Origin of the sequence: Microbacterium sp. Leaf320 (assembly GCF_001423485.1) — a bacterium.
Taxonomy (GTDB): domain Bacteria; phylum Actinomycetota; class Actinomycetes; order Actinomycetales; family Microbacteriaceae; genus Microbacterium.
In genome coordinates this window covers 129,961-142,393 of sequence record NZ_LMOD01000003.1, presented here as the reverse complement: position 1 = coordinate 142,393, position 12,433 = coordinate 129,961, and the positions used below count along the sequence as shown (strand labels likewise).

Annotated in this window: 11 protein-coding genes; 9 read left to right on the top strand and 2 right to left on the bottom strand. The window is 68.2% G+C overall.

Going from position 1 to position 12,433, the window contains the following annotated elements:
• Nucleotides 1–7 precede the first annotated feature (7 nt).
• The 9 genes from ASF63_RS10535 (at nt 8) to ASF63_RS10495 (ending at nt 10,265) form a co-directional block, all read left to right on the top strand.
• Nucleotides 8–1,120, top strand: coding sequence for a BMP family lipoprotein (locus ASF63_RS10535; protein ID WP_056513394.1), 1,113 nt, complete (start codon nt 8–10; stop codon nt 1,118–1,120).
• A gap of 161 nt (nt 1,121–1,281) precedes the next feature.
• Complete coding sequence (locus ASF63_RS10530) at nt 1,282–2,796, top strand: ABC transporter ATP-binding protein (RefSeq protein ID WP_056513392.1); 1,515 nt, start codon at nt 1,282–1,284, stop codon at nt 2,794–2,796.
• Nucleotides 2,793–4,109: an ABC transporter permease gene (locus tag ASF63_RS10525; protein ID WP_056513388.1), complete on the top strand. Its 1,317-nt coding sequence runs from the start codon at nt 2,793–2,795 to the stop codon at nt 4,107–4,109. Before ASF63_RS10530 ends, ASF63_RS10525 begins: the two co-directional genes overlap by 4 nt.
• Nucleotides 4,106–5,392 (top strand): ABC transporter permease, encoded by a 1,287-nt coding sequence (locus ASF63_RS10520; RefSeq protein ID WP_056513385.1) that lies wholly within the window; start codon nt 4,106–4,108, stop codon nt 5,390–5,392. Before ASF63_RS10525 ends, ASF63_RS10520 begins: the two co-directional genes overlap by 4 nt.
• A gap of 7 nt (nt 5,393–5,399) precedes the next feature.
• Nucleotides 5,400–5,798, top strand: a complete 399-nt coding sequence (locus ASF63_RS10515; protein WP_042536471.1) for a cytidine deaminase — start codon at nt 5,400–5,402, stop codon at nt 5,796–5,798.
• Entirely contained in the window at nt 5,795–7,087 is a 1,293-nt protein-coding gene (locus ASF63_RS10510; protein WP_056513382.1) for a thymidine phosphorylase, read from the top strand. Before ASF63_RS10515 ends, ASF63_RS10510 begins: the two co-directional genes overlap by 4 nt.
• A gap of 51 nt (nt 7,088–7,138) precedes the next feature.
• Complete coding sequence (locus ASF63_RS10505; protein WP_056513379.1) at nt 7,139–8,254, top strand: adenosine deaminase; 1,116 nt, start codon at nt 7,139–7,141, stop codon at nt 8,252–8,254.
• An 18-nt stretch (nt 8,255–8,272) separates the two neighbouring features.
• Nucleotides 8,273–9,376 (top strand): polysaccharide deacetylase family protein, encoded by a 1,104-nt coding sequence (locus tag ASF63_RS10500; protein ID WP_056513377.1) that lies wholly within the window; start codon nt 8,273–8,275, stop codon nt 9,374–9,376.
• Between the two features lie 31 nt (nt 9,377–9,407).
• Complete coding sequence (locus ASF63_RS10495; protein ID WP_056513374.1) at nt 9,408–10,265, top strand: carbohydrate kinase family protein; 858 nt, start codon at nt 9,408–9,410, stop codon at nt 10,263–10,265.
• Nucleotides 10,266–10,318: 53 nt separating this feature from the next.
• Here ASF63_RS10495 and ASF63_RS10490 read toward each other — a convergent pair whose 3' ends face one another.
• Both ASF63_RS10490 and ASF63_RS10485 read right to left on the bottom strand, forming a co-directional pair.
• Nucleotides 10,319–11,068: an alpha/beta hydrolase gene (locus tag ASF63_RS10490; RefSeq protein ID WP_056513371.1), complete on the bottom strand. Its 750-nt coding sequence runs from the start codon at nt 11,066–11,068 to the stop codon at nt 10,319–10,321.
• Nucleotides 11,069–11,116: 48 nt separating this feature from the next.
• Nucleotides 11,117–12,424, bottom strand: coding sequence for a flavin-containing monooxygenase (locus ASF63_RS10485; RefSeq protein ID WP_056513368.1), 1,308 nt, complete (start codon nt 12,422–12,424; stop codon nt 11,117–11,119).
• Nucleotides 12,425–12,433: the final 9 nt, after the last annotated feature.

The following is a 12,433-nucleotide window of genomic DNA, read 5'->3' as shown; positions in this document are numbered from 1 at the left end:
GCATGAGTTGACCATCTCCACCACCAAGAAGCTGCTCGGCGCCACCATCGCCGCGGGCGTCGTCTTCGCACTCGCCGGCTGTGGCCAGGCTCCGACCGAATCGGGCGGCAACGGGGGCGGGGATGCAGCATCCGACTTCCTCCCCTGCCTCGTCTCCGACGCCGGCGGTTGGAACGACAAGTCGTTCAACCAGTCCGCCAAGGAGGGCATGGACGCCGCCGCTGACGAGCTCGGCGTCAAGCCGCTCGAATTCGAGTCGGCGAACGACAACGACTACGCGCCGAACCTCGAGACCGCGGTCTCGGAGGGCTGCTCGCTGATCGTCGCTGTCGGGTTCAAGCTCTCGGCCGCGACCGTCGAGTCGGCACTCGCCAACCCCGAGATCGACTACGCGATCATCGACGACTATGCGGACAACGACTTCGACGGCACCACCGATGCCCCGAACATCAAGCCGCTCGTCTTCGACACGGCTCAGGCCGCCTACCTCGGTGGCTACGCCGCCGCAGGCTGGTCGTCGGCCGCAGGCGTGAACAAGGTCGGCACCTTCGGCGGAATGCAGATCCCGTCGGTCGCCGTGTTCATGGACGGCTTCCAGCTCGGTGTCGAGAAGTACAACGAGGACAAGTCGGGTGCGGTCGAGGTCTTCGGCTGGGACACCGCCACGCAGAAGGGCTCCTTCACCGGCGGCTTCGACGCGAACGACACGGCCAAGCAGACGGCTCAGGGCGTGCTCGACCAGGGCGTCGACGTCATCCTCCCGGTCGGCGGTCCCGTCTACCAGAGCGCGGCTGCGGCGATCGCCGACAGCGGCAAGGACACGCTGCTCATCGGCGTCGACAGCGACCTCGCGGTCGCTGACGAGTCCGTGGCCGACGTCACGCTCTTCTCGATCATGAAGGCGATCGACGTCGCGGTCCAGGATGCGACGATCGCAGCCTCGAAGGGCGACTTCGACCCGGCTCCGTACGTCGGCACCCTCGAGAACGAGGGCGTGAAGCTCTCGGGCTTCGGCTCGTTCGAGGGCGACCTGCCCGACGGCCTGCTCGACGAGATCGCCGCTCTGCAGACGCAGATCATCGACGGCGACATCACGGTGGAGTCCCCGAACTCCCCGTAAGTCATCGAGTTCCAGCGCGGGGCGAGTGGTGCAAGCGGCCACTCGCCCCGCGCCGTGGACGGACGACGATGACTGTTCACGGCGCACCCGGGCGATCCCCGGGGGATGCGCCGCAGATTCTTCAGACTCTTCTGGATGACACTTCTGGATAAGGTGCAGATATGAAGCTCGAACTCCGCGGAATCACCAAGCGGTTCGGAACCCTGGTGGCCAACGATCACATCGACCTGATCGTCGAGCCGGGGCAGATCCATGCGCTGCTCGGTGAGAACGGTGCAGGCAAGTCGACCCTGATGAACGTCCTCTACGGGCTGTACCAGGCCGACGAGGGAGAGATCCTCCTGGACGACGTCGTCCAGCGGTTCCGTGGCCCGGGCGACGCCATGAACGCCGGCATCGGCATGGTGCACCAGCACTTCATGCTCGTCCCCGTGTTCACGGTGGCCGAGAACGTCATGCTCGGTCACGAGCAGACGAAGGGCGTCGGCACCCTCGACATCGCGAAGGCGCGCGAGCACGTGCGCTCCGTCGCCGCGCGCTTCGGCTTCGACATCGACCCTGACGCGATCGTCGGCGACCTGCCTGTCGGAGTGCAGCAGCGCGTCGAGATCATCAAGGCCCTCTCGCGCGACGCGAAGGTGCTCGTGTTCGACGAGCCCACCGCCGTGCTCACCCCTCAGGAGACGGACGAGCTGATGGGCATCATGCGCCAGCTCCGCGACGAGGGCACCGCGATCGTCTTCATCACCCACAAACTGCGTGAGGTCCGCGAGGTCGCGGACACCATCACGATCGTTCGCCTCGGCCGCATCGTCGGCGAGGCATCGCCCACCGCGACGAACGGCGAGCTGGCCTCGCTCATGGTCGGACGTGCGGTCGAGCTCACCGTGCACAAGGACGCTCCGCGCCTGGGCGACGGCGGCCTCGAGGTGAGGGGCCTGCGGGTCCTGACCGCCGCGGGCGCGATCGTCGTCGATGACGTCGACTTCACCGTGCGACCCGGCGAAGTGCTCGCCGTCGCCGGCGTGCAGGGCAACGGACAGACAGAGCTGGTCGAGGCCATCGTCGGCCTTGCGGCCCGCGTCGAAGGATCCATCTCGCTCGACGGCACCCAGCTCGTCGGCAAGAGCGTGCGAGCGATCCTCGACGCCGGTGTCGGCTTCGTCCCCGAGGACCGCACGGAAGATGGCCTCGTCGCCGCCTTCTCCGTCGCCGAGAACCTCATCCTCGATCGCTCAGGCGACCCCGAGTTCAGCCGCGGCGGCACTCTGCGCCGCGCAGCGCTCGAGGAGTTCGCCCACGCGCGGATCAAGGAGTACGACATCCGCGCGCAGGGGCCGCATACTCCGGCGGGGACCCTCTCCGGCGGAAACCAGCAGAAGGTCGTGATCGCCCGCGAGATGAGTCGCGAACTCCGTCTGCTCGTCGCGGCGCAGCCGACCCGCGGAGTCGACGTGGGCTCGATCGAGTTCATCCACAAGCGCATCATCGAGACGCGTGACGCCGGCATCCCCGTCGTCGTGGTCTCGACCGAGCTCGACGAAGTCGCAGCTCTCGCCGACCGCATCGCGGTCATGTACCGAGGCACGATCGTCGGGATCGTTCCCGGCGACACCCCGCGCGAGACGCTGGGACTGATGATGGCGGGCGCCGCCGAGGGAGAGGTGGCCGCATGAGCGGTACGACGCCACAGGGCGACGGATCGACCGGGAACTCGGGCGACCAGCTCTCGGTGAACACGACGACGACGCTGCGTGACCCGGTCGACGTTCCGCCGCCCCCGCGCGGCAACGTGATCCTCAAGGAGATGCTGCGCGGCAGTGCGGTGACCACAATCCTGGCGATCTTCCTCGCCCTCGTGGTCGGAGGCATCCTGATCGCCTTCACCAACGAAGACGTGATCGAGGCCTCCGGATACTTCTTCTCGCGTCCGACCGACACGATCGCCGCCGCGTGGAACGCGGTCTACAACGGCTATGAGGCGCTGTTCCGCGGAGCGATCTTCAATGCGCGAGGTGCCGACTTCGCGGCGCAGATCCGCCCGCTCACGAACACCCTCGGATTCGCGGCCCCGCTGATCGCCGCCGGTCTCGGTGTGGCCCTCGCGTTCCGCGTCGGCCTCTTCAACATCGGTGCACGTGGCCAGATGCTGATCGGCGTCGCCGTGGCCGGACTGCTGACGTTCCAGCTCGACCTGCCGTTCTGGCTGCACATCCCCGTCACGCTGATCGCCGGCATCGCCGGCGGTGCTCTCTGGGGAGCGATCGCCGGCCTGCTCAAGGCGAAGACCGGCGCCCACGAGGTGATCCTCACGATCATGCTCAACTACGTGGCCTACTACCTGCTTCTGTGGATGATCCGCACCCCCGGGCTGCTGCAGAAGCCGGGCACGAACCAGGCGCTCGGGTACGCGACCCCCGAGAGCGCGCAGTTCCCCTCGCTCCTCGGCCCGCAGTTCCCCCTGCTCGACCTCGGATTCGTGATCGTCATCATCGCGACCCTGTTCGTCTGGTGGCTCATCGAGCGGTCCTCGCTCGGCATGCGCATGCGCGCCGTGGGTGAGAACCCGCACGCAGCGCGCGCCGCGGGCATCAGCGTGCAGCGCGTCTACGTGTACGCCATGCTGCTCGCCGGTGCTCTCGCAGGTCTCGCCGGCATGAACCAGGTGCAGGGTGCGGTCACGACGGGCATCACGGAGACGATCGACGCCGGTATCGGCTTCGACGCGATCACCGTCGCCCTGCTCGGACGCAGCCGCGCCTGGGGCACCTTCGCCGCCGGCATCCTGTTCGGTGCGCTGAAGGCCGGGTCGTTCTCGATGCAGGCGCAGGACATCCCCGTCGACATCGTGCTCGTCGTGCAGTCGCTCGTCGTGCTGTTCATCGCCGCGCCGCCGCTGCTGCGCACGGTGTTCTTCCTCCCGAAGTCCGACCTCGAGAAGGCGGCCAAGGCGAGAGCCAAGGCAGCGAAGAAGGCGGTGACCGCATGACCTCCCTCGTCCAGAGTGAAGCCGCCGACGGAACCGTGCAGCTCGCCACAGTGCGCGAACGGCACCTGAAGGCTCCGATCGTCCTCGCCGCAGCGACCGTGCTGCTGGCGCTCCTGTTCCTGCTGGTGCCGCGCACCGGCACCAGCAGCTTCCGGCTCAACGACCCGTCGTCGCCGTTCGCGCTGCCGGATGTCGCGCTGCCGACCGGGCCGACCAGCTGGGTCGTCATCGTGATCCTGGCGCTGCTGTCGGTCTTCGCGTTCCTGCGGGCCTGGGCGTATCGCAAGGCGTCGATGTGGTTGGTGATCGCGTTCAGCGTGCTCGCCGTCTTCGGGTTCCTCGTGTGGGCCGGTGCCGGCGGGCTCGTGCCCGTCAGCAGCCTGCTCTTCGGTGCGGTCTCGCTCTCGGTCCCGCTCGTGTTCGGTGCGCTCGGCGGCGTCATCGGCGAGCGTGCCGGTGTCGTCAACGTCGCGATCGAGGGACAGCTGCTCCTCGGAGCGTTCTCGGCCGCGCTGCTCTCGAGTGTCACCGGCAGCCCGTTCATCGGTCTGCTGGGCGCCATGCTCGGCGGCGTGCTCGTGGCCGCCGTGCTCGCCGCGTTCGCCATCAAGTACCTCGTCGAGCAGGTGATCGTCGGTGTCGTGCTCAACGTGCTCGTCAGCGGTCTCACCGGCTTCCTCTACGGCGCGCTGCTCGCGCCGAACGAGGCCGCCCTCAACACGCCGGTGCGCTTCAGCCGCATCGAGATCCCGCTGCTCAGCGACATCCCGATCATCGGGCCGGTGCTGTTCAACCAGACGTTCATCGTCTACCTCATGTTCGTCACCGTCGCGATCGTCGCCTGGGGTCTGTACCGCACGAAGTGGGGACTCCGGGTCCGTGCCGTGGGCGAGCACCCGCAGGCCGCCGACACCGTCGGCATCAAGGTGAACGCGACGCGATTCTGGAACGTGCTGCTCGCCGGTGCGATCGCCGGCATCGGCGGTGCGTACTTCACGCTCGTCTCGGTGCCGCAGTTCGGCAAGGACATGACGGCGGGCCTCGGCTTCATCGCCCTGGCCGCGGTGATCTTCGGACGCTGGGACCCGATCCGCGCGACCCTCGCCGCGCTGCTGTTCGGTTTCGCGACGAACCTGCAGAACCTCCTGTCGATCCTGAAGACGCCGATCCCCGGTGAGTTCATGCTGATGCTGCCGTACGTCGTCACGCTGCTCGCGGTCGCAGGCTTCGCCGGTCAGATCCGTGGACCCGCAGCCAGCGGCAAGCCGTACATCAAGTCCTAGGAGCGACATGACAGACATCGACTGGGATGAACTCCGCCAGGTCGCGACCGACGCCATGACGAAGGCGTACGCGCCGTACTCCCGTTACCGGGTGGGCGCGGCCGCTCTCGTCGGAGACGGACGCATCGTCGCCGGCTGCAACGTCGAGAACGCCTCCTACGGCGTGACGCTGTGCGCCGAGTGCGCGCTTGTCGGCGACCTGCACATGTCGGGCGGCGGCCAGCTCGTCGCCTTCGTGTGCGTCAACAACGACGGGCAGACGATCATGCCGTGCGGCCGTTGCCGCCAGCTGCTCTACGAACACGCGATGCCCGGAATGCTGCTGGAGACCGTCTCCGGCATCCGGACCATCGACGAAGTACTGCCGGATGCGTTCGGCCCCCGAGATCTGGAGGACGCCCGATGAGCGTTGAGCCCTTCGACGCCGTCGATGTGATCCGTGCCAAGCGCGACGGAGGCGTGGTGCCTGAGAAGGCGCTGCGCTGGATGGTCGACGCGTATACGCGCGGCTACGTGTCCGACGCGCAGATGGCGTCGTTCGCGATGGCCGTGTTCCAGCGGGGCATGGAGCGCGATGAGATCCGCGTGCTCACCGATGCGATGATCGCGTCGGGGGAGCGGATGAGCTTCGCGACGCTCGGCAAGAAGACCGTCGACAAGCACTCCACCGGCGGTGTCGGCGACAAGATCACCCTGCCGCTCGCGCCGCTGGTCGCGGTCTTCGGCGTCGCCGTGCCGCAGCTCTCGGGCCGCGGCCTCGGCCACACCGGCGGCACGCTCGACAAGCTCGAGTCGATCCCCGGCTGGCGCGCCGCGCTCAGCAACGCGGAGATGTTCGCCCAGATGCAGGGCGACGTCGGCGCCGTCATCTGCGCCGCGGGCTCCGGTCTCGCGCCCGCCGACAAGAAGCTCTACGCGCTGCGCGATGTCACGGGCACGGTCGAGGCCATTCCGCTGATCGCGTCGAGCATCATGTCGAAGAAGATCGCTGAGGGCACCGACGCCCTGGTGCTCGACGTGAAGTTCGGCTCCGGCGCATTCATGCAGGACATCGATCGCGCCCGCGAGCTGGCGCGCACGATGGTCGCTCTCGGCACCGACTCGGGTGTCGCCACGACCGCGCTGCTCACCGACATGAACGTGCCCCTCGGCCTCGCGATCGGCAACGCGAACGAGGTGCGCGAATCCGTCGAGGTCCTCGGCGGAGGAGGCCCCTCGGATGTCCGCGAGCTGACGATCGCCCTGGCTCGCGAGATGCTCTCGCTGGCAGGACAGCCGGATGCCGATGTCGAGGCCGCTCTCGACGACGGCCGTGCGATGGACAGCTGGAAGGCCATGATCCGCGCGCAGGACGGCGACCCTGACGCGCCGCTGCCGACGGCTCGGGAGACCCACGTGGTCACGGCTCCGTCCGACGGCGTCGTGTCGCAGATGGACGCACTGCCGTTCGGCATCGCCGCCTGGCGTCTCGGCGCGGGGCGCGCGCGGGCGGAGGACCCTGTGGTCTTCGAGGCCGGCATCGATCTGCATGCGAAGCCCGGTGACCGGGTCGTCGCGGGTCAGCCCCTGTTCACGCTCTCCGCGGCCGACGAGGCGCGGTTCCCGCGGGCACTCGAGGCGCTGGAGGGATCGTGGGCGATCGGCGACGAGGCTCCGGCTGCGGGCCCGATCGTGCGCGAGCGCATCACGGCCTGATCCGCTGACCGCTAGCCTGAACTGAGCGAATCAGCGACCGAGAGGATTTTCATGTCGATCGACGCGAACGGTGATGTCACCATCCAGGGAGCATCCCTGCGCAGCCTGCCCAAGGTGTCTCTGCACGACCACCTGGACGGCGCCGTGCGTCCGTCGACGATCATCGAGCTGGCGGATGCGATCGGGCTCGAGGTTCCGGAGTCGAAGCCCGCAGCCCTCGGCAAATGGTTCGCGAAGAAGAGCGACTCCGGTTCGCTGGTCGAGTACCTGAAGACCTTCGACCTGACGACCGCAGTCATGCAGACGACGGAGGGGCTGACCCGCGTCGCACGCGAGTTCGTTCAGGACCTCGCATCCGACGGCGTGATCTACGGCGAGGTGCGCTGGGCTCCCGAGCAGCACCTCACCCGTGGGCTCACTCTCGAGCAGACCGTCGAGGCCGTGCAGCAGGGCATCGAAGAGGGCGAGGATGCCGCTGATCGCGCCGGTCACAGCATCCGCGTCGGCCAGCTGATCACCGCGATGCGCCACACCGACCGCTCGCTCGAGATCGCCGAGCTCGCTGTGAGCTTCCGCGGTCGCGGAGCGGTCGGCTTCGACATCGCGGGCCCGGAGGACGGCTTCCCCGCCTCGAGCCACCGCAAGGCCTTCGACTACCTCGCCGAGAACTTCTTCCCCGTGACGGTGCACGCCGGTGAGGCCGCCGGCACCGCGTCGATCCGCTCGGCCCTGCTCGACGGACGTGCGCTGCGTCTCGGCCATGGTGTGCGTATCGCGGAGGACCTGCAGGTCATCACGCAGGAGGGCGACGAGGTGCAGGTGCAGTTCGGCGACCTCGCCCGGTGGGTGCGCGACCGCGAGATCCCGCTCGAGCTGTCTCCGTCGTCGAACCTCCAGACCGGAGCGATCGCGGCATGGGGCGACACGCTCGCAGACCACCCGTTCGACCTGCTCTACCAGCTCGGCTTCGCCGTCACGGTCAACGTCGACAACCGCACGATGAGTGCGACCTCGCTCACGCGTGAGCTCGCGAACCTGGTCGAGACGTTCGAGTACGACCTCGACGATCTCGAGACCTTCCAGTTCAACGCCGCGGCAGCGGCCTTCCTGCCTGTCGAGGAGCGCGAGGAGCTCGTCGAGATGATCGCAGAAGGATTCGACATCTGAGACATGGTCATCTGAATCATGGCTTCCGGGGGGAAGCGACGCCGAGCAGGCATCGCAGTCATCATCAGCGCCGTCATCGTGCTCGCAGGAGCTGCGGCCACGGCATACGCGTGGTTCACCCGCGCGCCTGAGGAGATCGTCCCGAGGACGACGGCGGCGGTCATCGAGCGTCCGCTGACGAAGGCCGAGCAGCTCGTCGCCGACGCGAACGATCCACTGGCGTGCGCGGTGAGCTTCATCGGCGACGGCACGCCACAGGAGCCGATGCTGCAGTGGCAGAGCACCCTCTACGCCGGCCTCCCTATCCCGGCGCAGGACGGACGCGTGTTCGCGGGCTGGTACGCGAGCGAGGCGGATGCGGCGGCGTTCACGGTCGCCGCGCGGATCAACGGGGCCGACCCCGTCGTCTGCGTCGATCAGCAGGTCGACCTGTTCGCGGGGTGGACGACTCCGGAGGCGAACGCCGCGGCCGCCGTGCAGGTGCCGATCCTGATGTACCACCAGTTCACGGCGAACCCCGAGGGCGAGACGGGCTGGCTGCGCGGCAACTACGCGTACATCGGCGACTTCGACGCGCAGATGAGCCACATCGCGACGACCGGGTTCTATCTCCCGACCTGGGACGAGCTCAGCGCGTTCATCGACGGTCGGCTCTCGCTGCCCGCGCGTTCGGTGATCATCACCGACGATGACGCCGATCAGACCTGGTTCGATCTGGCCGTGCCCGTGATCGACAGGTATGAGCTGCTCTCGACGTCGTTCATGATCACCGCCTACCGTCAGGATCCGCCTCCGTCGATCTACGTGCTGCGCCGATCGCACACGAACGACATGCATCAGGCCGGTGAGAACGGCAAGGGGCGGATGACGAACTGGACGGCCGACGAGATCGCCGCAGACCTCAACGCCTCGGCCGATGTGCTCGGGGTGCGCGAAGTGATCGCGTATCCGTTCGGCCACTACAACGACACCGCGAAGCAGGGCGTCGCCCAGGCAGGGTTCGAGATGGCCAGGACGATCGAGCCCGGCTACGTGGAGATCGGGACGGACAAGCTCGCGCTGCCCGTCGTCCGCATCGACTACGGCATGGGGCTGGACTCCCTGATCAAGAGGATCGGCTGAACGGGTGCTCGGGCGCGGCAGGATGGAGCCCATGACCGCATCCGTCTTCATCGCCGGGCCCGCCTCGTGGAACTCGATCGTCGTGCTCGACAGGCTTCCAGCGCCCGTGCCGCACATGCAGTTCGCGGAGGAGAGCTGGGAGACCCTCGGCGGCACCAGCGCAGGCAAGGCCCTCAGCCTCACGGCTCTCGGCCGCCCGACGGTGCTGTATGCACTGACGGCTGCGGACGAGTCGGGGGAGCGCGTGCGCGGCGCACTCGACAGGGCAGGCGTGGGCGCGGTGTGGGGCGACGGCGATGCCACCGAGCGACACCTCAACCTCATGACACGGGAGGGCGGCAGGGTGTCGCTCTACCTCGCGTCGCCTTCGGCCACGGACGGCGCCGATGACGGCGCGATCGAGGCCGCGATGGCCGTATCCGACGTGATCGTGCTCGACCTCGCCGCGGAGCCGCTGAGACTTCTCCCCGCGGCGAAGTCGACGGGCCGGCCGATCTGGGTCGACGTGCACGACTACGACGGCGAGGCCGACTTCCATCGTCCGTTCCTCGCCGCGGCCGATGCCGTGTTCTGCAATGCCGACCGCCTCGACGATCCGGTCGCGTTCCTCCGCTCGCGCATCGAGGCCGGTGCGTCACTCGCGGTGTGCACGCTGGGCGCGCAGGGCGCGGTGGCGATCGATGCCGACGGCACGGAGCACCGGGTCGCGGCGGTGCCCGCCGACGTGGTCGACACGAACGGCGCCGGTGACGCCTTCCTCGCCGGGGTGCTCGACGCCCGGCTCTCCGGCGCCGACGTGCGGTCGGCGCTCACCGCGGGGGCACGGACGGCGGCAGAGGTGCTCGGCACTCGTCACCTGCATCCGCTGCTCGATGCCGTCATCGTGTGAGACGGAGGGCGGCTGAGACGACGCGCAGCTGAGACGACGCGCGGCTGAGCAGATCAGCCCTGGGGGAGCCCAGCCATGAAGGAATTCAGGATCTCGGCGACCTCGGCGTGCATCTCGTCGTCCGTGATCGTCGGCGTCCCGTCGCCGGCCTGAGGGCCGTAGTCGCCGAACGATGCGTGGGATGCGCCCTCGATCTCGACCATCTCGGCGTCGGCCGGGAGCTGGTCGCGGGCCGCGTCGATCTTCGCGGGGGTCGAGAGCCCGTCCTCGCTGCCCGAGATGCTCAGAACGGAGAGGTCGGTGTCGGAGACGTCGTTCGAGCAGTAGGACCCGAACAGAACGAGCGCCTCGGCGTCTGCGGCGAGCTGGCACGCGCGCACGCCGCCGAGGGAGTGGCCGCCTACCGCCCATTCATCGATTCCCGGGGCCGCCGAGGTGAAGGAATCCAGGCCGCGCAGGTCGAAGAAGGCCAGGTTCAGCCAGGGCCGGGTGATCACGACGGTCACGCCCTCCTCAGCCAGGCTCTGGAGGATCGCGGCGTACGCCCACGGGTCCACCTTCGCCCCGGGGATGAACACGAGACCCGTCTCGGACTCCCCGTCCGCAGGCGTGAGCACGATGCCCTCATCGGCATCTTCGACGTGGATCGCGGGATTCTCGCGGACGCTCGCGAGCGGTGCCTTCTCGGCGGGCATCACACCGATCTGGCTCCAGGCGACGATGCCGCCGATTCCGAGCACGAGGACGGCGACGAGTCCCCAGACGATCACTCTCAGGACACGACGGCCACGCTTCTTCTGCACGGGATCAACGTTAGGGCCTGCGCATGTGAACAGTCTCGGGGCCGAGGATCACCCGCGACCGTGAGGCACGGGGCTCTCGAGCGCCTCCCGCTCGCGGCGGACCGCAGCGCGGTAGGCGTCCTTGTTGACGTAGTACGCCATGCGCGCGAGCCCGAGGTACTGGTAGCCGCCGGTGACATCCGGCCACGGCTTCGTGGTCACCCGGTCGCGGAACCGTGCCGCACTCGCCGCATCGTTGTCCACGGCGTCGAGATAGGTGGCGAGCAGATCCGCCTGCTCGTAGCGGCCCTGCCATCCGATGCCCGAGGCCTCGATCATGCCCATCACGTACAGGCCGTTGAACGAGGACGGAAACATGTTGAGGAACAGCCGGGGCGCGGCACCCTGCCACTGCAGATGCCGCCGATCGACGAACCGATAGTCGAGCGTGTAGCCGGTCGCGAGGAGCACGAGGTCGTAGTCGTCGGCCGTACCGTCGCGGAACCGCACGGTCGATCCGTCGAAGCGGTCGACGTCCGGTCGGATGCGCAGATCTCCCTGCCCCAGGTGGTTGAGGACCATGGTGTTGACGATCGGGTGCGCCTCGTAGATGCGGTAGTCGGGCTTCGGGAACCCGAAGCGCACGGGGTCGCCCGTGAAGGCCTTGAGCACACGGCTGTCGACAGCCTGCTTGATGCGGGCGGGGAGCGGTCTGCCCTGATTCAACGTGTCGCTGGGCCTTCCGAACAGGTAGCGCGGCACGAAGTAATAACCTCGGCGCACGCTCATGTCGACGGAGGCGGCATGGTGCACGGCGTCGACGGCGATGTCGCATCCGGAGTTGCCCGCGCCGATCAGGAGCACCCTCTTGCCGGCGAGCGGCGCGGGCGATCTGTACGAGCTCGTGTGCATCAGCTCGCCGGTGAAGCTGCCTGCGAACGGGGGGATGTTCGGCTCGGCCAGGGTGCCGTTCGCGAGCACGACGCCCGCATACCAGCGAGTCTCCTCGCCCGATGGCCCTGCGCTCGTGAGATCCCAGCCTCCGTCGCGCGGTTCGAGTCGGATGACCGTCGTCTCGAATCGGAACAGCTCGGTGAGCCCGAAGTGCTCGGCGTAGTCGTCGAAGTACTGCCGCAGCACGCGGTGGCCCGGGTAGTCGACCGTCGAGCGCATCGGGAACTCGCTGAACTCGGTGGTGGTGCGTGACGAGATCAGGTGCGCGGACTCGTACATGGTGCTGCGCGGGTTGTCGATGTCCCAGAGTCCGCCGACGCCCGACGAGGCCTCGTACCCGTCGATGCCGATTCCGCGCCTCGTGAGCGCGCGGGCGGCAGCGAGTCCTGACGGCCCTGCGCCGATGACGGCGTATCTGTTCATGCTGCTCCC

Coding starts and splice junctions, on each gene's coding strand:
- ASF63_RS10485 (WP_056513368.1), bottom strand. CDS start 12,424: ATGAACAGATACGCCGTCATCGGCGCAGGGCCGTCAGGACTCGCTGCC.
- ASF63_RS10515 (WP_042536471.1), top strand. CDS start 5,400: ATGACAGACATCGACTGGGATGAACTCCGCCAGGTCGCGACCGACGCC.
- ASF63_RS10500 (WP_056513377.1), top strand. CDS start 8,273: ATGGCTTCCGGGGGGAAGCGACGCCGAGCAGGCATCGCAGTCATCATC.
- ASF63_RS10505 (WP_056513379.1), top strand. CDS start 7,139: ATGTCGATCGACGCGAACGGTGATGTCACCATCCAGGGAGCATCCCTG.
- ASF63_RS10495 (WP_056513374.1), top strand. CDS start 9,408: ATGACCGCATCCGTCTTCATCGCCGGGCCCGCCTCGTGGAACTCGATC.
- ASF63_RS10525 (WP_056513388.1), top strand. CDS start 2,793: ATGAGCGGTACGACGCCACAGGGCGACGGATCGACCGGGAACTCGGGC.
- ASF63_RS10520 (WP_056513385.1), top strand. CDS start 4,106: ATGACCTCCCTCGTCCAGAGTGAAGCCGCCGACGGAACCGTGCAGCTC.
- ASF63_RS10530 (WP_056513392.1), top strand. CDS start 1,282: ATGAAGCTCGAACTCCGCGGAATCACCAAGCGGTTCGGAACCCTGGTG.
- ASF63_RS10510 (WP_056513382.1), top strand. CDS start 5,795: ATGAGCGTTGAGCCCTTCGACGCCGTCGATGTGATCCGTGCCAAGCGC.